Origin of the sequence: Tabrizicola sp. TH137 (assembly GCF_002855575.1) — a bacterium.
Classification (GTDB): Bacteria; Pseudomonadota; Alphaproteobacteria; order Rhodobacterales; family Rhodobacteraceae; genus Paragemmobacter.
In genome coordinates, this window is the sequence record NZ_PKRQ01000018.1 from 1 (window position 1) to 19,501 (window position 19,501).

Consider the following 19,501-nt stretch of genomic DNA (forward strand, 5'->3'; position numbering starts at 1 on the left):
AACGGTATGGGGTCACGTCAGAGATGTTGCTCGGCCCACCAAGAAAAATTATTGCAGGTTGAGCCTCCATCTTCTTCGGAGTTCACGGATGGTCTCTTGGTCAAGGGATTGGCGAGGTGGAGGAACCTCCAGCTTTGCTCCAATGTGAATTGAAAGTGCGTCTGCCTCTCTTTTGAATTTTGCGTATGATGATGTTCGGCCGTGCTCCAGCCATCCCGCTGAATGCAAGACAAAGTTTGCGCCCGAAGCTAGAGCGTATAGGATAGCTCTACCTCCGTCATATCCAGCTTGTGCGTCGTCAACTTTAGCAGAAGTCGATCCCCCGTCCCCACGTGACGGTATTCCTAATTGACGAGCAAGTTCGGATGAATAGAGCTGAATGAGACTTGAGGTGGGATCCCCAAAGGCTGGAACCATCTGTGTCATGTGAAATGGTGTACCAAACATCCCAAGTATCACTGGAGTGCCAGGGCGCCATATTTGGGCAAGAGCAAGACCAACAAGTACCTCCGCATATCCTTGGGCCAGAGTACCCGCAGTAGTGGACGGACTAGTGGCTCCCAGCATCATGTATGAGGTCACAATGACACCCTCACCGCTTCTTGCAGCGGCTCTTAGGCACTTTAGGCTCGAACTTTTGTATACGAGCGGTGGAGTTGAATTGATTAGATGGAGTAGATTGCAGGCACTAGCCGAATCCGGTCGATTATACACCTGCCGTACCGCCCAGCTTACATTCTTGATTGAATCGGGGCACGAAGCCGGACCTAAAAATGGCTTATCGGAGCACTCTAAATGAGCGAGGGCCATTTCATATGGCCGTTGTTCGTTGGGTACGTCATTGAGGACGCAAAGCATGTGACCAGTATTGGTGATGGCAATGGAGTCATGTGCCAATTCAACAAGCTTACGATAGTTGTTGCTTGAGGCTAGACGTCTCGTGTTGTCCGTGTCAATGAAGTTTGGTGGTCCGTAAACAGGAGCAACCACCGGTGGCCGACCAGAACCGACGATTGTATCATGCTGCGGGTTTCTTCCTCTTATCGTGAACACAGATGGAGCGGCGCTTTGAATTATGGTTCGTAGTTTGCGACCGTTGAAACGAACAACATCCCCAGTCACGTTGAAGCCATTTGCTCGACAAACGTCCAGGGTCTTTTGGTCGCCTTCGAGGCGTAGTCCAGTCTCTTCAAGTATGCGATCGGCACACATCTCAATCGTTTCTAGGGTGTGACTGTCCATTCGCACTGCAGCTCTACCGCCGACTCTCGGAATCGCAAGAAAGTGGTGCGATGCCGCCTGGAACTCCGATAAGATGGTTGTGTTCGCAGATTCGATTTCTGATCTGGTCAATTTTTTCTCTCTGTTGGAGTCCGAAACTTGCGCTCACTTGGCATTAGGATGCTTAGTAGGGCAGATAGGGACGCTGCTATTGCCATTGCAATGTAGGCCGAATTGAAGGTTCCAGTGGCTTCTTTAAGGATGCCGCCTGCGATATTTCCGACGATCCCACCAAGTCCCAATGCGATATTTCCAAAGGAAAAAACAATAGCCGCGTTGCCCTTTCCGAAGACTTGGCTGATGTAAGCCGGAACAAGACCAAATACCGCATAAAATGCTGTGCCAAAGCAAATCGCGGATATTATAAGTAGTAGATCGCCTTTCGTGCTTGGAACATTGATAAGGGTTAAGCAAGCTGAGACAAGTATTAGATAGGTGATCGTCATTGCATGGCGTACGGATATTCTATCAGCCAAGGCGCCGACGACGACTCCGCTTACCATCCCGACAATGCCAACGATGCGCCACGCTGATGCAGCTTCAACCTGTGACAGGTTAGCTTCTCCTTGCAAAAAGGCGGAAAGGTAAGTTTGAAATGGCATACATGACAAGCCGTTCAGAAACATCATCAGAAAGATCACCGCGGGTAGTGGTTTCGCCAGCAGGGTAAACCGTTCTTTTAGTGGAATGGTATTCGCCACGTCACGATTGCTGTTCGATGATTGGCGTGCGTAAAGCGTTCTCAATCTAATGATGGAAATGAGGGCGAGTACTCCAACAAGAAAAGCGGTCGTGGCCCAGACCCAGCGCCATCCATATACTGGCAGGATAGTGATCATTAGGACGCTGTTTACGAATACCCCGTAGCTCGTACCCGATGACATTAGCCCAAGTGCCTTACCTTGATGAGCGGTAGAGACGACATCCCGCGCGACCTCTACCATAGGAACCCAAACAATAACCGCACAGCAACCGAGCACGATTAGGAGAATTGATATTATTACGACATTGGGAGCAAAGGCCAGACCAGCAAGGCAGAGCGCACATGTGATTACTGAGCCTAAGATCAGAGGAACTGGTCCATACCGCAATGTAAGTAGGCCTGCGGCGATAGCGCTTATCATGAATCCCGCTTGAACCAAGCCGGAGATTGTGCCGAGCGTTCCATATGTAAATGGAATTTCGACTCTTATTGCTTCGACGATTGCTGGGAATAGGTACACTCCAAAGCCATACGTGGCCGCGATAAATGCTGTGAAGAGGAATACTACTTCAGATCCACTCGCTGCGGATGGTTCTTTCTTCATACTATGCGTCCGAGGTCAGGTTGGGTGTAGAAGGCAAAGCTTGGGTTTGTGAACGGTAGCTGAGCCTGGGAAGAAGGTCCGAAGCGGAACGTGTCGATCCACAAGCCAAGTTCAGAGTCTTCACCGTTATGGTTCTAGCGACAGGAATGCAGATGTTCTGTTAGTGCTCGTGCTGCTGGCTCCGCATTGTCACTGCAGGCTACTCATGAAGGCGCGTACGTTGGAATACTGTCTCGCCGGGGTCCTCGATCTAGGGTGAACCCGCGTTTCCGAGCTCTGCAGCGCGGTGCGTGAGAGAGAGGCTTGCAAGTTGGCAGGAGCATAAGCCGCTTTCTTTACTGACTTTGTCTCTATTCTTTTCCGCTCAAATACTTCACTCGACAAACGATTCCTCTTGCACCACAGATTAGCTGTACTATTCTATCAGCATGAGGCTTCGCTCACTCGATCACATTAGGTACTTTGAGACTGCTGCTCGCACACTCAGTTTTCGTGACGCTGCTCAGATATTGAACGTCACTCCAGCGGCCGTTAGTCAAAGAATAAGGCAGATGGAGCTCGAACTTGGTGTCGCGCTCTTCGAGCGTCATGTTCGACGCGTAGAGCTCACTGAAGAGGGACGATTTCTCGCCTTGGAAGCCGGTAGGGCCTTAGAGATCTGTGATCGAGCGATAGGTTCTATTGTTCGGGATCAGCGCATCCGCGCCGTGAACCTTACAACCACGCCTACCTTCGCGGAGCAGATCCTTCTGCCCGTGCTTGCTGGCCTCCATGAGCGGGTTGCTGATCGCTCGGTGAGAGTAATGGTTTCGACTGACTTGGTTGACCCTGGCCGCGACGGTGTTGATCTTGCTGTACGTCAGGGTGAGGGTCGCTACCCTGGTTACAGGGTTAGGAAGCTTTTCCCGTGCGTTTACGCACCTGTTTGTGCCCCGGCTTTAGCCAAAGACTCGAGAATAGCACCGCTTGTCCATGTTGATTGGCCTGGCAATATTCATGAGCCACCGACATGGAGCTGGTGGGAGAAGGCACGGGGTAAACCTCCATTCTTGACGCGAGGAGAGCTTCACGTCCCAACTGAGGCCATGGCCATACGTTCAGCAGTAGCCGGGCATGGCTACGCTCTCGTAGCTTTGCAGCATGTCACTGCTGAGATTGCGGCTGGTTCATTAGTTCTCGCAGCAGAAGCGGGCGCTGAACTTGAAACTAGGTTTTCGTACTTTCTCGTTGAGGCTAAGGGAAGTGGAAGGGGCCCAGTTTCTGAAGTAGCCGATTGGATTTTTAAAAAGTTCTCTTGAATTCTCTTAAACAGGAAGCCAAAGTGGGATAAAGTGAAATAGCTCGGTGTGGTCATTTCATTGCATCATGCAACCAATGGAGAAGAGCGTGTCACTTCAAGGTAAAGCTTTAATCTTGATTGATTTTCAAAGGGGATTTGAAGATCCGTTTTGGGGGGATCGTAACAACCCAAGTGCAGAGGAGAATGCAAGGGGACTAATCGAGGTACTTCGATCTTCAAGTGGCCAGATCATTCATGTCCGTCATCTGAGCAGCGAAACCGGATCGCCTCTTGCGGGTCCTGGGGCAGCCTTCAAACGAGGCTTCGAACCTCGGTCCAATGAAACGGTGTACGAGAAGACGGTGAATTCCGCTTTCATAGGCACAACGCTCGAGGAGGACTTACGAAGAGCGGAAGTGAGGGAACTCATAATTTGCGGTCTAACGACACCCCATTGTGTCTCCACGACTATCAGGATGGCAGCGAATCTAGGTTTTTCAGTCGAGCTCGCCCATGACGCCTGCGCGGCCTTCACGCGAAACGCCAATGTCAGTTTTGACGGCGGCCCCCCACCAAGCGCAAATGAAATTCATCGCGCAGCAGTCTATCATCTGCATGGAGAATTCGCACAAGCTGTCCTGACATCGGACCTTGTCGTGCGCTGGCAAGCGTAGGCTTCACTGGTGAACAGCACTGTGTCTTTTTCAGTTTGAGGCAAGTCTAATCAGGACGATGCCATACGGCGCTCACTTTCGTCGTCGACTCTTTTTTCGGTAGCGGTCCCACCACAGTACTAGCAGTCTGGCATGGTCCGTTCGCTTCAAGACTTGGTCGCATCTATGGCTGGCTGGCATACCACCATGCCGGTGCTTCTGCAATGTCGTCCCTTTTTTGCTAGGCCCGTCTTGATATCTCTGGATACTGCGATGGCTTCCGGCTAATCTAGCCTAGTGGTTGCGTCAGGCTCTACGACGACATAGTCGAACGCAGCATTCGTCCGATCATAGTGTACCGCAATGACGCCGTAGCCGGAAACCGGGCTGTTCTTTCTTCGCTGGCCGAGATTTGGTAAATTGGCGGCGTTGATCCCAATACTTGGATCTGCCTCTCCCAGCGCCAATTTCCAACGGCACAAGCAGAGCTAAGTCGGCGATTTGCTGCTGAGGGATTACGCTGTCGCAATCTTGTCGAGACACTGCTTATGGAAAAACTTTGGCGTACTCCCCTGTCTCAGAGCTTATCGTCTACATGCTAAAGCGCTTGGATAAATTTGCATCGTCCCTCTAAGGTGGTCAGCTTTGTCCAAAAAGAATGTCACCAATCTTACGATGAGAGGGCTTCCCTAGTAGCCAAGTCACGGCTCGCGTTCAGATCGGATTGTGGTGTTGATCGCGCCACTTTTATCAACACGTTGATCATGACTGCCAAGCTCAATGGAATTGACCAGTAGTCCCGGTGCTACAATGTTCGCGCAAAGTTTGCCGTTAGGCCAATCAGAAGGCTTGAGAAAATGCTCTCATTGAATTGAAAGCCGACCATGTTGGGCGCACAACCATCCTGTGAAAACACTACCAGGAGACAGGATGTCCAAGATAGTTAACGAAGGTTCCAGTCAAATCCATGTTAGTCTCCCACGCCCGTTCATGGATACCCGCTACGGCATCCGCGATACTCACCGTGGCTTGAGGCCCACCCATGTCTGTTTTTACCCATCCTGGGTCGACCACCCTCACTGCAATAAATTCAGCCGCAAGGTCAGTCGCTAAACCTTGCATGAGCTTGTTAACCGCAGTTTTGGATGCGCGATATGCTATGCGATCTGATTTCGAATAGTTCATCCGACCCATCTGGCTCGATATCGTCACTATACGTGCGATACCAGCTACATCACGAGCGGCCCGCAAATTTGGAAGGAATGTCTGGGCTAGACGCAGTGGGGCTAATGTATTCACTTCAAGCGTACGTCGAAAGCCGTCAAAGTCCATGTCGAGTGTCGATTGACGCTCTGGACCAATCACACCGGCATTGCTAATCAACAGATCGATAGGACGGCTACGGAGGATACCTGCTACGCGTTCAAGTGCCGCATGATCGGTTACATCGATACCCTCGATTGTTTCATATGGTAGAGTAGCTTCAGCGCTCGTGCGGACCAAGGCGATTACTTCTGCGCCCTGCTCTGCCGCAAACATCGCGAGCGCTCGTCCGATTCCACGCCCTGCACCGCTGATCAATACTGTTCTGTTCATTTTTCCAAGAATACTGATCAAGCATGACGGAATCATGACAGTCCGCCACCGAAGTGACTGAGGGTACTCGGAGCAATGTTGTAAGCGTTGTCTTGTCTCCACCTTCCCGCTGAAGCTGTAAGCTGCGGTGCGCTCCCGTGAAGATCTGTACGGGAGGTTTCATTGGCAGTCTACCGTGAGAGCTGTATGGATGTGTCTGGCGCGTTGCGCCTGAGGCCGCTTGAGTATGAGCACGCCCCTCTGAAGCGGTTATTGGTAGTGTCGCTCTTGGATCAGGCTGCGTTAAAGGATTTGCTGTCGCGAAAGTGTAACGCACGCCGATAAGCGCGAAGCCGTCGCGATTCTTTTGAGGCATCATGAGAGGAGCGAGGTTGGAGCGTGAAGCAGATCGTCCAGTGGACGGTCTGTATCGAACAACGGTGTGTTGCTGCACAGACAGCTACTTGGTCTGAGACCTGCCTTGACCAAGGTCCATTCGATGTATGACACATTCCGCCTTGGTGGCGACCTTGTCGTGAAGTGATGTGCGGCCGACTGCGACTCATGGGATCAGGCTTCAACGAGCTTTGCGGCTGCGTCACGGGCGGCGCGGATTGGTGCCGTATCGTTCTCGATGAAACTGTCTGCGATTGCCCCATCCCAAAGCGCAAGTAGCTGGCGACCCAACATGACAGGATCGGGCGCCCCAAGAGCCCGCACCAGATCTTCAAACTGCAGCCGTATACCGAGCTTGTGCCGCCGGACCAGGTCGGTCAGCCGTTCGTCGTCGTCACCGAGGTGCGCCGCAAGGTTGATGAACGAACAACCTGTGAAAGACGGCGCTTGGGCAAGACGTTCTGCAAGATCGAAGATTGCCAGAATAGCCTCCTTTGGGCCCTTGGCTGCCGCGGTTGCCGCGTTGATGGCTTCGCGACGCGCCTGCGACATGGCCGCATATGCTGCCATGGCAAGGTCTTCTTTCGACTGGAAGTTGTTGTAGAGCGACATCCGCGCGACATCGGCTTCGCGGATGATTTCGTTGATGCCAACTCGCGAGAGACCCTTCTCCTGGAACAGGCGGGCGGCTGTCGACGTGAGACGTTCGGCGGCTGACAGTGTCATGCTGCAAAGTATACATGTCGGTCTACCTAGATCAACACTCCCCTTTGCCGAGTTATGAGGGCCCGTCCGGCGAAGCCCATGTGCCCTGTATGGGCCGAACTCGCGAAGCCAGAAAAACGTCTTGGCGACCGGCTTAAGGTGCCGTAGAAATGTAAACGTGTTTACAAAATTGGAGTCGCAAAATGCTAGCCTTTCAACATGAGATACATGTAGCCGCGTCCGCCGCGTCCGTCTTTGCGCGATACCGCGACGTCGGTACTTGGCCCAGTTGGGACCCGGAAACGCTCGCCGTCGATCTCCCTGGGCTGACGGTGGGCGCAACGGGTTGGTTGAAACCACGACAGGGTCCGCGGGCCAGAATTGCCATAGCGGAGGTGACAGAAGATCGATCCTTCACCGTAGAGGGTCGACTGCCATTGTGCCGGATGGTCTTCGGACATGAGCTGCATGAGACGGGAACCGGAACACTGGTGACGCATTCCGTGGGATTCTGCGGTCCGCTCGCCTTCCTCTTCCGGCGCCTCGTCGGCCGGGGAATCGACCGCACTTTGCCCCGGACGCTCGCCGGTCTGAAGGCGGCAACGGAAAACACATCTGTCCGGACATGAGCGAGGAAGCGCCCGAATGGCCGTCCGAGTTCACGGAACCCAAGCAAAGCCCTGGTTTCGTCTTCTGGCGTGACTTCATGCGGTGGCAACGAGGGGTGAACGACAAGCTAAGGCCCCTCGGCTTGACCCAGCCCCAGTTTGCCCTGCTCGCCGTCTATGGCTGGTTTATGCGCAAACAACATGGTGTCACCCAGCAAGCTGCGGCCGACTTCCTCGGTCTGGAGCGCATGCATGTCTCGCAGATCAGCCAACGGCTCGAGCGCGACGGCCTGATCGAGCGTCGAGCTCACGAGGACGATGCGCGCGCCAAGACCGTCGTCCTGACCGAGATGGGGCACGATATGCTCGCCCGCGCGATGCCTCTCGTCGAAGCGCATGATCACCAGTTCTTTCGCGGCAATGCACAGATCAGATGAAGAAGCGCGACGCTAGCGACCTTAGGTACATTGAGAGAGGGCCAATCGACTAGCGCCTTTCTTCAGCTCCTTCCTTGGGCGCCCGGCCTTGTCACCACAACTCCATCGGACCTCTAGGCGTATCGATGACAGCCCGGTAGCGAACGCTTTCCCCAGATCCGACGTTTGGAGGCCTGTCGATCTGCAAGCTGCGGGAGATATCGGCTATTCTCTCCGGCTCAGGGCAGGCGAGGTCGAGGTGGCGCAACCTTGCGCCGAAGTCCGGAATCGTCGCGATGAAATCTGTGTCGCCGCAATGGTCTATCACCGATGGCAAGGCGCCGTCTTCGGGAAGGCTACCATCGACAGGAACAGCGAAGGAGAATTCCGGACCATCTTCTGGCAGGTTGCGCTTCACGCCGAAAACCCCGCCGAAGCTTTCCAAAAGACGATCCATACTGGATGTGTTCGCGACCCAGCTGCGCAACCTGCGCCCCATTTCCCAATTTCGTCGGACGGTATCTGAGTGGTCAAGGCCAAACCAGCGCGGCCCCCTCGGGGCAGATTCAAAGGGGTCAACCGCGACAATCTCGAGATAGACGGTCTCACCAAGACGGAGCCTGTGATTGTGGGTACCCATGTAGGCGTGCCGTGTTCCGAAGGGCACGTCCATGTCGAGGCAGAACCTTACGTGGGTGAACCCCTCCTCAAGACTGGGCGCGACGACGGTGGGGTGGCCAAGCTTCAGCATAGATCCCAATTGATGAGCAATTGTTTTGTCGTGTTGCCTTTGACTCGCCTAGCTCGCGTCACCGCAGACAGCTTCGAGGTGCTTCGCTGGAACCCACCCTGACCGTCCGTCTTCCGCTTTGCACCACACCCAGCCGTGCCGTGCAACATCGCCCTCTACCGTCTCTCCAGAGACGCAGGTCAACTCGATAGCTGAGAAGGTTTCCCGCGAAACAACTCTCCCGTCCCGTTCTTCGGGAAGGTAGTCCGGGATCCAGCCCTCTTTCCCGTCGGCTGCTGATTTCGCCCAGAGCCACAGGTTGCCATCCCAGTCATAGGTCTCTCCGCTGAGCGACAGCTGCTGTCCAGCTCCAATCCGGATAGGGTCGGCATAAGTTGCGGTCCAACTCTCGATCACGCGATACTTCATCATTCTGCCCTTCAGCAGTCCAAATTCCATGTTCTTGCGACTCTGTCCGCCCAGCCCGATTCCTGCTTCGCCCTGCGCGCAACCCTGCTTGAACGAGTGCGTGTTCCGAGGGTACAACTTCGTCGAGTTCCTGAGTGCATCTCCAAGACTGTGGCTCGGCACGGGCTGAGCACTGACCGGAAGTGTTCCTATACCTCTATTCACGGATCAAGACACTTTTTCTTGTATGAGATGGAGTCTCGAAGGCGACAGCGCATCGTTCTACGCGGTCCATGGTCCCGTGTTCGCCACGTCCGAAGTCAAACGGATTGTGTCATGTGACAGGTACGCCATCCAGAGTCTTGCGCACGATTTGCAGCACAGGCCCAAGTGCGGATGGTTCCATGTCACTAAACGCCAGACGGATCGCCTGCGGGACAGCCGTGGTGGTGGCGAAGGCTCGGGCGTCCGCAACCGATATGCCCTTTTGCAGCAAGGTCGCCATGATCACCTCGGCCCTTTGCCCCTGGGTCAGAGACAGCCAGGCGAAGCCTGCATTAGGATGCACGATGAGTGCGTGATTACCAAGGACGTCTTGGCACATGATCTGCTGTGCGGCCCCCGTGCGCCGCCTGTCTGCAATTGACCGGTCGAGTGATCCGTCCTTGATCCATCCGGTTAGAAGGGCAGAGATCAACGCCGGAACGTTCCAGGTCGTGGCTCGCACGGCCTCGGTGATCGCATCGACCCTTTCACGCGGTGCGATCGTGAAGCCGATCCGGAGGCCGGTGGCGAGGCTCTTGGAAAAGCTGCCGACATGGAGCGTACGCTCTGGCGCAAGTGACAGAAGGCAGGCAGGCGGGGCCGGCTCGAGGAAAGCGTAGGCGGAATCCTCGATGATGAGCAGGTCATGGCGCCGCGCGATATCGACCAGCTGGAACCGCGTCTCCAGGTCCATCACCGATCCCAGGGGGTTGTGGACGGTCGGCATGGTGTAGACCGCGCGCAACCGACGGGCGCGGCACTGTCGGTCAAGGTCCTCAGGGTCCATCGCGCAGTTGTCTGCGCGGACCGGTACGAGGTCGAGCCCATGCAACGCCGCGACGGATCTGAAGCCGGGATAGGTGAGCGCGTCTGCAGCGACCGCTGCCCCGCGCGGCAGGACACCGAGGGTTACGATGGCAAGGCCATGCTGCCCTCCGGACGTCAGGACGAGGTTGTCCGGATCGACCGGTCCGAGCGACCGCGACAACCATTCGGCCAGCAACTGCCTTTCGTGGCGGCGGCCCTCATGCGGCTGGTACCGAAGAACGGAGTCAAGATCGCCCGACTTCGCCAGCTGCCGAAGCGCGACCCGCAGTGCGTCGGTGTCGCTGGGCCCGCCTGGCATGTTGAACGCGAGATCGACGAGGCCCTTCGCATCTGTCTGACGAAGGCCAGGCGCCGGGGCAAGGTCTGGGTCGCGCACGAAAGTCCCGCGTCCCGTTTCGCCCAAGACCAGCCCTCGGCGCTCCAGCTCGCCATAGACGCGCGTGGCGGTGGCAACGGCGACCTTAAAGGTCTCGGCGAAGGCGCGGTGGGTCGGCAGGCGGCTTCCGGGCGGCAAGGCGCCGGATGTAATTGCGGCCGCGAGGCGATCTGCAAGCTGAAGGTAGCGGGCTCGTGTCATTGTGAAAGCATATCTAGGACAATTCAAAAATTGTCATGCATTTTGTCCTGTGGCACCTGCGGTCTGGTTCTTCAACCGGAGCCCGACCATGTCCCCCAAGCTGGCAGCCTGCATCCTCGCGCTCGCCCTGTTCCTTGTCACCTTCGCAGTCAACCTGCAGGCCCCGCTCTACGATCTCTATGTGGGGGACGGAGCCATGGGGGCGACCGCCGTCACCCTCGGTTTTGCAGCCTATGTCGCCGGCCTGATGCCGACGCTTGTAGGGTTGGGCGGCCTGTCAGACCGCGTCGGCCGCCGTTGGCCCATCGCGCTGGCCCTCATGCTCGGCGCAACGGCGACGCTGCTCATGATTGTGGCGCCGGGCTGGCCGGCCCTCATTGCCGCGCGCGTGATACTCGGCGTAGGAACGGCGCTGGCTACGACATCAGGCGCGGCGTACATGGCTGAAATCCTCGGCGCCGACAGGAACCGTCTCGCCGCGCAAGTGGTCACCGCGGCGACATCGCTGGGTTTCGGGGGCGGGGCGCTGGCCACGGGGCTCAGCCTCGCGCTGCAGGGGCAAACCATGATGCCCGCAAGCTACCTCGCACTGGTCGTCACGGCCCCCGTCCTTGCGCTTCTTGCGCTGGTGTTGCCACGGGTCGATCAGCCCCGGCGCGTGTCGCCGCTGCGGCTGCCGGTCTTCCCGCGCGGCGGTGCCGTCTATGGCCTCGCCCTCGCTCTTGCCTGGTCCACCACCGGGATGACGATTGCCGTCGTGCCGCTGGAGCTTGCGGCCGACGGTCTCAGGGACTGGAGCGGGCTTGTCATCTTCCTCGCCATCTTCGTGGGCTTCCTCTGCCAACCCGTCGCGCGGCGCATGACGAACGGGCGCGCCGTCACGTTGGGCTTTGCGCTGGTGCCCGCCGGCTACCTGATACTGCTTCTGGGCGTCCAAAGCGACCGGCTCGCGCTCGTCCTGGTCGGCACGGGCGTATCCAGCGCCGCAAGCTACGGCTTCACCTATCTCGCCGCTCTGTCAGAGGTCGGCCGCCGTGCCCCTGAGGACCGCGCGCGGGCCACGGCCGGCCTGTTCGTCTATGCATATGCCGGGTTCTCGGTCCCGGTCATCGGAAGCGGAGTGCTCGCAGACTGGTTCGGTCTGGGCTTTGCGCTGGCCGCTTTTGGTGCCGCGCTTCTCGTCGGGACGGCGCTGACACTCGTGGTCTGGGCGTCGAGCGACACCCGGGTGCACGGGTAAGAACGGCGCGCCGCCACATGCCGCGACGCGCGGGCAGATCCCGCGCCGGCGCTTTCAGACCTTCACGTGGTGGACTGAGGGTGGCAACCAATCTGGGCGATCGCCGTGCGACACCAGCGTCGACAAGGCCTCGAGCGGCGCGATGCGCCAAGGGCTGATCTGCCCGATCTTGTCCGCTGTGACGAGGACGGCCGTCTCTGCGGCGGCCTCGACCATGATCTGCTTGATCTCGGCCTCCCCGGGGTCCCCGGTGGTCAGTCCGTGCGCGGGGTGGAGGCCTGTGACACCGAGAAGGCAGAGGTCGGCCTTGACCTTCGCGAAGGCCAGCCCCGCTTCGGGGCCGAGGGCCACCATTGAGTGGCGGAAGATCCGTCCGCCTATCAGGACCACGTCGATCCCAACATGGAACTCGAAGCTGGCGGCGAGTCCCGGGCTATGCGTGACCACTGTCGCCCTCCTGGTCAGAGGGAGCGCCGCGGCGATGTGCATGTGCGTGGTGCCTCCGTCGACGAGCACGATCATGCCGTCGGCGATCAGATCGGCGGCCACCTGGGCAAGCCCCTGTTTGTCCTCTGCGTGGAGCGCGCGCCGCCTGTCCAGCGACACGTGCGTCGGCGAAGCCGGAACCGCGCCGCCGTGGACGCGCACGAGTTTCCCCTGCACGGCAAGTTCCCTCAGGTCGCGGCGGAGCGTGTCCTCGGACACGCCGAGCTCGGCGGAAAGGGAGGCAACGACGAGCTGCCCGTCACGGGTGAGACGATCGAGCAGGAGGGCCTTGCGGGATGAGTTCAGCATTGGGTATTGCCGGAATATGCGTGATAATGCACGATACTGCACGAATCAGCGCATAGGCAAGGAAGGAATGCGGATGACCAAAAGCTTGATGATCTTGATCGCCGGACCCTATCGGTCGGGAACCGGGGACAACCCTGACAAGATGGCAGAGAACCTTCGCCGCCTCGAGGAAGCCGCCTGGCCGATCTTCGCGAAAGGACATGTCCCGATGATTGGCGAATGGGCGGCGCTGCCGATTCTGCGCGGTGCCGGGGGCGGCGAACCGGGCAGTGACATCTACGACCGGGTCATGCACCCGACAGCGCACCGGCTCCTTGCGAAGTGCGACGGAGTCTTGCGCCTGCCGGGGGCGTCAACAGGGGCGGACAACGACGTCAAGATCGCGAAAGAGCGGAGGATACCCGTGTGGACGAGCCTCGACCAGATCCCCGAGGTGGCGGCGTCGGCCTGACAGGCCCACGCCCATCACTAGCGTCCGGGGCGTTCGGTCAGCCGGCCTTCTACAGGCAAATCGCCCAGTTCGACCAAGCCTTCACCGACGAGATCGAACCCAGCTACGGGCCGATCGATTGCCCGGTCCAGATCCTTTGGGGCGAGCACGATAGGTGGGTGCCGGTCTCGCAGGGTCGGAAACTGGCCGACCTGATGACCAGTGGCCGCATCCGGATCATCCCCGGTGCCGGTCACCTGCTTCAGGAAGACGCGCCCGAGGCAATTGTAGCGGCAATGCTGGACCCTTGCTGGAGTTGAAATCCCGGCATGCTCGCAGAACCTTCAATTCAACGCCGCCCGAACGACCGGGATAGGGCAAGTTGCGCTTTGGCTGGGGGCCCAACGATCTGGTCAAAGGTCCCGTTTGCTCTCCCGAAAGAACCGCGAACGGTATTCCGTCGGCGTGACACCGACATGGGTGCGGAACTGACGGCGGAAGCTGAACGCGTTGGCAAAGCCTATGACATCTGCAACCCACTCGATCGCTCGATGCCCATCCGTCAGGAGTGTCTTGGCTGCCTCTATCCGCGATTGAGTCACCCATTCCTTCGGTCCGACCCCCGTAGTGGCCCTAAAATGCCTCTGAAAAGATCGGGGGCTCATCCCGGCCGCGCGCGCCATGGATGCTATGGTCCAGTCTCGTCGCAGGTCAGCGACGACAGCCTCCATGACCGGGGCAACGCCAGTTCCCGGCCTCTGGGCCACGGGGCGTTCGAGAAACTGCGCTTGTCCGCAGCCACGATGCGCCGGCATGACAAGGCGCCGCGCCACCGAGTTGGCTGCCGCCGCGCCGAAATCCTGTCGCACGATCTCGATCATCAGGTCGATCCCGGCGGCGCTGCCTGCCGAGGTGAAGATCCGCCCTTCCTGCCGGTAAAGGCAACGGTCATCGACTTCGATGTCGGGATATGCGTTGCGCAATGCCTCTGCATAACGCCAATGAGTTGTCGCGACCTTGCCACCAAGCAGGCCCGCGGCGGCAAGCACGAAAGTCCCCGAACATATGGATGCTATTCGCGCGCCCCGTGCATGTGCCGCGCGCAGACGGGCGCACAGCACATCGGGAACGGCAATGCCGACCCCTTTCCAGCCCGGGATGACGATCAGGTCAGCCTCGTCGAGGACGTCTGGTGGAGCGTCGACGCTGACCTTCAAGCCGCCCTGTGCCAATAGCGGGCCTTTCTCGATCGCGGTCGAGGCAAAGCGGTACCAGCTGCGCCCCATCTCGGGACGATTGAGGCTGAAGACTTCCGTCACGATGCCGAACTCGAAGGTGCAAAGGCCATCGTAGGCAAGCGCCACGACCAGCGGACCCTCGGTCTCGACCTCAAGATTTGGCGTGAAACGTGCGCACATTGTCATTCCTGCCGCTTGTGCGATCCGAGGTCGCGCATAGTGTGTCTACTGTCAATCGGACACTTCGCAAAGGAGCACAACCCATGGCGTCATCCGTAACGGAAATCGCACCTGCCCCCAGCACGGAGGCGTTGGTGCATTTTTCGCGCAGCCTCATGTTCGAAACCGACTGCTGGGATACCCACGAAGCAATCAGCTCTGGTCGAGCCGACTTCGTTCTCCTCGACGTGCGCGGACCGACAGCCTATGCCGCCGGACACGTGCCCGGAGCCATCAACCTGCCGCACGGCAAGATCACGGAGCGCCGTATGGCCGAATGGCCGCGGTACACGGTCTTTGTGACCTATTGCGCCGGCCCGCACTGCAATGGTGCCGCGCGTGGGGCGATACGTCTGGCCGAACTCGGGCGACCAGTGAAGATAATGACGGGCGGCATCACAGGATGGATCAACGAGGGTTTTGACCTCGAGGTCCACGTATAAGCCGATCCGGACGCGACCAGCATCGCGATGGATCAGAACCTTTGCCGGGCTATGGGAGTGAGCTTTGAGCTTCGGGTCCATAGCGCAGTGAAGGGATCGCGCGTTTACAACGCGCGATCGTCGTTCACGCTGAGCGCGCAGACTCCAACGATGATCGATACTGACTTAGGTTTTTCCGATCCGCCGCGCCGCCTGCGTTTGTCCGTCGTAGCCCCAATTCTCGGCGGGAACCTCTTTCAGAATCACGTAGGCTATGGGTTCCAGTCCCGGGAGTTCATCGCAAAGCAGGCGATGAGCGGCGGCGATAAAGTCTGATTTCTCGACTGCATTGTTCGTGCCTTCGGTAATCGAAACCTCAAGCATCGCCGTTTTGGCAGACCCTGCGCTGCCGATCGTCCAGAGCGCCGATGCCGGCGCTTCCACCAGAACCGAGGTCAGTTCAGCCTTCTTGCCGAGCTTCGTCGCCATCAGTTGTGTCAGCTGCGACGCGAGCCGCGAGCAAACCTCGCTGCCGGGATCCGGCTGGAGCGTAAGTCTGAGAAAGGGCATATTTGTCTCCATGAGTATGAACGGGTCTCTTCTGCCACGCTGGTGCGCCAACGAGGTCCCGATCTTCAGGAGGCTGGGTTGAAAAAAACTGGACGTACGATCCCTGATTTCTCGCCAAAATCTTTGCGCGCTTTCGTTGCTGTTGCGAGCCTTGGGTCGATCGCGCGTGCCGGCACCCTCCTAGGCCGCAGCGACTCGGCCGTAAGCCTCCAAGTCACTTCGCTGGAGCGCGACCTGGGACATCAGCTGTTCGATCGCACGGGGCGCGGCTTGAACCTCACCGCTTTCGGAGCACGGTTCCTTGTCCATGCAGAAGACATTCTTGCGCGCATTGACGCAGCCCGTCGAGACGCCGGTGCTTCCGAGGCTGGGGGCATACTTCGCGTGGGCGTAGTTCAAGACCTTGTACCACGCATCGTTCTAATGGTTTTCGACGCAACCGCGGATGCACCGTTCAAACCCTGGATCGAGATGACCACGGGGACGAGTGCAGATCTGGCAGTCGCGCTCGGTGAGGAACGGCTTGACCTAGCGATCCTTGCGCGCCGCCACGAGGAGCCTGGCATGGTCACGTCCTTGCCGATGCTGTGGCTTGGTTCGCCGAACCTCGAGGTACGTGTCCCATTGCCCATGGTGGCTGTGACACCACCCTGCCCGTTTTTCGACGCGGCTCGGCGTGCGCTTGGTGCCGGGGGTATTCGCGACGAGTTGTGCTTCGTGTCAGCCAACCTGGAGGCTGTGCGGCTGGCTGCCGCCGCTGGGGCCGGGGTTCTGTGCCGGACGAAGCTGGCAGAGGGTCCAGGGCTCGTTCCCGTGGGAGATCGCCTCGACCTGCCTCCCCTGCCGACAATTGGCTATGTCATCGAGACGTCACGAAGTGCCGGATCCTTTGCAAAGTCCGTTGCGAGTCGGTTGAAAACGGACTTGGCCATCGCGTTGGAGTCCCTGCCGGTCTGATGCCAACATCGGACGCGGTCGCGTCCCAATGTCTGGCACCTGCGGCGATTGCCGACCGACCAGTATGGTTGGTGCGACGCGGCGTGTTCCGACCTCGCTGCCGTGCCTGTTTCTCGCGGGCAGACCGCTATGGCGGAGCGGCTTGGGCCCGAGCCCGCATCCACGCTGGCCTTCGGTGAGTCGGGGCCCCCAGCCCTGATCCCGACGCGGCAAATTGATTGACAGTTAGGCTAGGTTCGCACATGACTTATTGGATAGACCGGTAAGTCTAACTCCTGCAGAGTGGACATGCGCGGTTGCGGACCGCGCCGGGGCCGCCGGCGCCTCAAAGAATAGCAAGCCCTGTCGCCCGCACGCGCGCCAAACGCTGAAACCGATGGATGAGAAAGGCGGACTGCACTTGCCGCCAGTGCCACCAGAGAGAGTGACATGCAGTTTGTCAGACGACCGGAAAACCATTGTTTGCCTCAAGCAATCCGTTGCGGGGTCCAAACGGAAAGGGCCGGAGAACCCTTCACCCAGGCATGGAGGGGATGAGTGAATCCGAGACCTGACATCTGGCTCGTCGCGATCGGGCTGTCCCTGGGACCAGCGGTGAGCAATGGCCTGGCGCGGTTTGCCTACGGTCTGATCCTTCCGGCCATGCAAGCTGATATTGGCTGGAACTATACGCAGGCGGGTTGGCTCAATACGGCGAATGCGTCGGGCTACCTCGTCGGCGCACTGGCAACGCTCGCCTTGATCGACAGGCTGGGAGCACGTCGGCTGTTCACACTCGGAATTTTCGTGACGCCTTTTGCCCTCCTTGGGTCGGCAGGCTTCGCGGATCTTTGGGTGCAATCCTGCTTCCGCATTGCCGCAGGCATCGCCGGTGCGGCCATCTTCATCTCGGGGGGCGCCATGGCCGCCATGTTGTTTCGTGACGACCCCGAGAGAAACGCCTTGGCGATCAGTGTCTATTTCGGAGGTGGTGGGCTCGGCATGATCGCCAGCGGGGCGGTGATCCCAGTATACCTCGATGCCTTCGGCGCTGCGCAATGGCCTACCGCATGGCTTTACCTGGGCGTGTTGTCGGGGCTTGCCGTCGTTCCCGCGTTCCTTGCCGTGCGACGCTGTCCGGAACCCTTGACAGTGCAGAAAGGCGCAGGTCAACCGCTGCCGCTAAGGTCCCTTGCGCTCGCGACGGTCGGCTACTTCCTGTTTGCCGTCGGTTACATCGTCTATCTGACTTTCCTGGTTGCGTTCATGGGAGAGGCGGATGCCCAAGCCCCGTTGGTCGCGGTGGCATGGACCCTGCTCGGGCTCGGCGTGATCGTGGCTTCCTTCCTGTGGCGTCGCCTGCTGGCGCGGAGCTTTGGTGGCGGGGCCCTGTCCCTCGCATGTCTCGCCACAGGATGCGCGACACTCCTGCCACTCGCCCTTCCGGAGGCCCAGCTCGCCCTGATCATTTCCGTCTCACTGTTCGGATTGTCCTTTTTCATCGCTCCGACAGCCATGACCAACTTCGCACGGAAGAACCTTGATCAGGCTCTCTGGGGACGCGCGGTGGCGATGTTCACAACCGTGTTCGCCGCCGGGCAAATCGTTGGCCCCACGGCCGCCGGCTTGATCTCGGACTCTACGGGGGCGCTTTCTGCGGGCATGACGGCAGCAGGGTTCATCCTTCTACTGGGAGCGGCGATCGCTGTCTTGCAACGACCCCTTCCACGCGTATTGGACCCGCTAGAATGATGATACATGGTACTCAGGTGCAGGTCGTCCTGTCGTTGCACCGTCGCGAAGACCTGCATCTTTCGTTTGTCGAAGCCGCAGCTTGTGGGCGACTTGGTGCAAGGAACTTTCTTGGTGGACCGACCGATCAAGACGGCCGGCTCACGCTTTCGAAGATGGCCGTTGCCACCTGGTTGAAGAGGTTGTCCGCCGTGGTGCCGGAGGCCTCCATAACGCTGGACACAAGGACAGCCGATTGCGGCAAGCATTTGCATTCGCTGGCCTGCGATCGGAGCACCCGCCCTCATTTCGCGGCGGTGGACTTCGGATCGAATGACGCCGAGCGGGTCGCGACCCACATGATCAATCATGGGGTGGGAATCGAAGCCTGCATCTCCGACAGAGTATCGGTGGGGCGTTTCCTGTGTCACCCGTTGCGAAAGTTCTGTCGGCGCGTGGTGTTGCAGATCCCGGACATGCCTGGCGAACAAGCAGATGGTCATCTGACCGAATTGTTTTACGAGTTGGCCGAGGTGATTGGCACGCACGACCTTCTTCTGGAGGGACTTGGCCGGACGATGATGACGATGGCCCATCTTGCCGTCCGAGGTGGGCTCATGGCGAGGGTTGGAAGGCCATTGCTTCGCGGTTCTTGCTGGAATGACCATGCAACTGCCGAGGAGCTTCTCCGCAGCTTGGCAGAAACGACCATGCCTTTCGGAGAGCCAGCGTGGATGACGCATCGCAGCACCTCCATTGCGGGTGGCTTCGGCACTTGCGACCATTGAGAGTCACACGCTTCGATAATGCTTCGACCGTCGCTGACGGAAGGGCACGGGCGCAAGTTCGCCCAACTGTAGACCATACCGTCAAGGAACCGGCATGGTTCAGTG

The 19,501-nt window shown here is 58.7% G+C and carries 21 protein-coding genes and 1 pseudogene; 12 read left to right on the forward strand and 10 right to left on the reverse strand.

Going from position 1 to position 19,501, the window contains the following annotated elements:
* Positions 1-48: 48 nt before the first annotated feature.
* Positions 49-1,242: a trimethylamine methyltransferase family protein gene (locus C0V75_RS24235; protein ID WP_101923088.1), complete on the reverse strand. Its 1,194-nt coding sequence runs from the start codon at positions 1,240-1,242 to the stop codon at positions 49-51.
* 107 nt (positions 1,243-1,349) lie between these two features.
* Entirely contained in the window at positions 1,350-2,588 is a 1,239-nt protein-coding gene (locus C0V75_RS21805; protein ID WP_101923089.1) for a nitrate/nitrite transporter, read from the reverse strand.
* A gap of 428 nt (positions 2,589-3,016) precedes the next feature.
* On the opposite strand from C0V75_RS21805, the gene C0V75_RS21810 reads away from it, so the two are divergent.
* Both C0V75_RS21810 and C0V75_RS21815 read left to right on the forward strand, forming a co-directional pair.
* Entirely contained in the window at positions 3,017-3,886 is an 870-nt protein-coding gene (locus C0V75_RS21810; protein ID WP_101923090.1) for a LysR family transcriptional regulator, read from the forward strand.
* 76 nt (positions 3,887-3,962) lie between these two features.
* Positions 3,963-4,541 (forward strand): cysteine hydrolase family protein, encoded by a 579-nt coding sequence (locus tag C0V75_RS21815; protein ID WP_216821502.1) that lies wholly within the window; start codon positions 3,963-3,965, stop codon positions 4,539-4,541.
* Positions 4,542-5,435: 894 nt separating this feature from the next.
* Here C0V75_RS21815 and C0V75_RS21820 read toward each other — a convergent pair.
* On the reverse strand, positions 5,436-6,137 hold the full coding sequence (locus C0V75_RS21820; protein WP_254216574.1) for an SDR family NAD(P)-dependent oxidoreductase: 702 nt from the start codon (positions 6,135-6,137) through the stop codon (positions 5,436-5,438).
* Positions 6,138-6,302: 165 nt separating this feature from the next.
* Between C0V75_RS21820 and C0V75_RS23855 the strand changes: the two are divergent.
* A pseudogene (locus C0V75_RS23855) lies at positions 6,303-6,486 on the forward strand (IS3 family transposase); the annotation flags it as partial.
* 179 nt (positions 6,487-6,665) lie between these two features.
* Here the strand turns inward: C0V75_RS23855 and C0V75_RS21825 are convergent.
* A complete protein-coding gene (locus tag C0V75_RS21825; RefSeq protein ID WP_101923092.1) occupies positions 6,666-7,217 on the reverse strand; it encodes a TetR/AcrR family transcriptional regulator in 552 nt (183 codons plus the stop codon).
* A 182-nt stretch (positions 7,218-7,399) separates the two neighbouring features.
* Here C0V75_RS21825 and C0V75_RS21830 point away from each other — a divergent pair, with 182 nt between their 5' ends.
* Positions 7,400-7,825 carry an SRPBCC family protein gene (locus C0V75_RS21830; RefSeq protein ID WP_101923093.1) on the forward strand — a complete coding sequence of 142 codons (426 nt, stop codon included), beginning with the start codon at positions 7,400-7,402 and terminating at the stop codon, positions 7,823-7,825.
* Positions 7,822-8,241, forward strand: coding sequence for a MarR family winged helix-turn-helix transcriptional regulator (locus C0V75_RS21835; protein WP_101923094.1), 420 nt, complete (start codon positions 7,822-7,824; stop codon positions 8,239-8,241). Before C0V75_RS21830 ends, C0V75_RS21835 begins: the two co-directional genes overlap by 4 nt.
* A gap of 91 nt (positions 8,242-8,332) precedes the next feature.
* Here C0V75_RS21835 and C0V75_RS21840 read toward each other — a convergent pair whose 3' ends face one another.
* From C0V75_RS21840 to C0V75_RS21850, 3 genes are all read right to left on the reverse strand, one after another.
* Complete coding sequence (locus C0V75_RS21840; RefSeq protein WP_101923095.1) at positions 8,333-8,971, reverse strand: VOC family protein; 639 nt, start codon at positions 8,969-8,971, stop codon at positions 8,333-8,335.
* A 48-nt stretch (positions 8,972-9,019) separates the two neighbouring features.
* Positions 9,020-9,382, reverse strand: coding sequence for an SH3 domain-containing protein (locus tag C0V75_RS21845; RefSeq protein WP_143710495.1), 363 nt, complete (start codon positions 9,380-9,382; stop codon positions 9,020-9,022).
* A gap of 310 nt (positions 9,383-9,692) precedes the next feature.
* A complete protein-coding gene (locus tag C0V75_RS21850; RefSeq protein WP_101923097.1) occupies positions 9,693-11,027 on the reverse strand; it encodes a PLP-dependent aminotransferase family protein in 1,335 nt (444 codons plus the stop codon).
* An 88-nt stretch (positions 11,028-11,115) separates the two neighbouring features.
* Between C0V75_RS21850 and C0V75_RS21855 the strand changes: the two genes are divergently transcribed.
* Complete coding sequence (locus C0V75_RS21855; protein ID WP_101923098.1) at positions 11,116-12,267, forward strand: MFS transporter; 1,152 nt, start codon at positions 11,116-11,118, stop codon at positions 12,265-12,267.
* A gap of 54 nt (positions 12,268-12,321) precedes the next feature.
* Here the strand turns inward: C0V75_RS21855 and C0V75_RS21860 are convergent, their stop codons facing one another.
* Positions 12,322-13,062 carry a DeoR/GlpR family DNA-binding transcription regulator gene (locus tag C0V75_RS21860; protein ID WP_101923099.1) on the reverse strand — a complete coding sequence of 247 codons (741 nt, stop codon included), beginning with the start codon at positions 13,060-13,062 and terminating at the stop codon, positions 12,322-12,324.
* A gap of 73 nt (positions 13,063-13,135) precedes the next feature.
* Here C0V75_RS21860 and C0V75_RS23860 point away from each other — a divergent pair, with 73 nt between their 5' ends.
* On the forward strand, positions 13,136-13,513 hold the full coding sequence (locus C0V75_RS23860; protein WP_254216575.1) for a hypothetical protein: 378 nt from the start codon (positions 13,136-13,138) through the stop codon (positions 13,511-13,513).
* Positions 13,468-13,812, forward strand: coding sequence for an alpha/beta fold hydrolase (locus C0V75_RS21870; RefSeq protein WP_101923100.1), 345 nt, complete (start codon positions 13,468-13,470; stop codon positions 13,810-13,812). The genes C0V75_RS23860 and C0V75_RS21870 overlap by 46 nt, the downstream gene beginning before the upstream one ends.
* Positions 13,813-13,905: 93 nt before the next feature.
* Here the strand turns inward: C0V75_RS21870 and ftrA are convergent, their stop codons facing one another.
* The gene (gene ftrA, locus C0V75_RS21875; RefSeq protein WP_101923101.1) at positions 13,906-14,910 is read right to left on the reverse strand and encodes a transcriptional regulator FtrA; all 1,005 of its coding nucleotides are present in this window, start codon (positions 14,908-14,910) and stop codon (positions 13,906-13,908) included.
* Between the two features lie 83 nt (positions 14,911-14,993).
* Between ftrA and C0V75_RS21880 the strand changes: the two genes are divergently transcribed.
* A complete protein-coding gene (locus tag C0V75_RS21880) occupies positions 14,994-15,392 on the forward strand; it encodes a rhodanese-like domain-containing protein (protein WP_101923102.1) in 399 nt (132 codons plus the stop codon).
* Between the two features lie 165 nt (positions 15,393-15,557).
* Here the strand turns inward: C0V75_RS21880 and C0V75_RS21885 are convergent, their stop codons facing one another.
* A complete protein-coding gene (locus C0V75_RS21885; protein ID WP_101923103.1) occupies positions 15,558-15,860 on the reverse strand; it encodes a tautomerase family protein in 303 nt (100 codons plus the stop codon).
* Between the two features lie 159 nt (positions 15,861-16,019).
* Here C0V75_RS21885 and C0V75_RS21890 point away from each other — a divergent pair, with 159 nt between their 5' ends.
* The 3 genes from C0V75_RS21890 (at position 16,020) to C0V75_RS21900 (ending at position 19,396) form a co-directional block, all read left to right on the forward strand.
* A complete protein-coding gene (locus C0V75_RS21890) occupies positions 16,020-16,898 on the forward strand; it encodes a LysR family transcriptional regulator (RefSeq protein WP_143710496.1) in 879 nt (292 codons plus the stop codon).
* A 537-nt stretch (positions 16,899-17,435) separates the two neighbouring features.
* The gene (locus tag C0V75_RS21895) at positions 17,436-18,629 is read left to right on the forward strand and encodes a YbfB/YjiJ family MFS transporter (protein WP_101923105.1); all 1,194 of its coding nucleotides are present in this window, start codon (positions 17,436-17,438) and stop codon (positions 18,627-18,629) included.
* The gene (locus C0V75_RS21900; RefSeq protein ID WP_143710497.1) at positions 18,626-19,396 is read left to right on the forward strand and encodes a hypothetical protein; all 771 of its coding nucleotides are present in this window, start codon (positions 18,626-18,628) and stop codon (positions 19,394-19,396) included. Before C0V75_RS21895 ends, C0V75_RS21900 begins: the two co-directional genes overlap by 4 nt.
* Positions 19,397-19,501 lie beyond the last annotated feature (105 nt).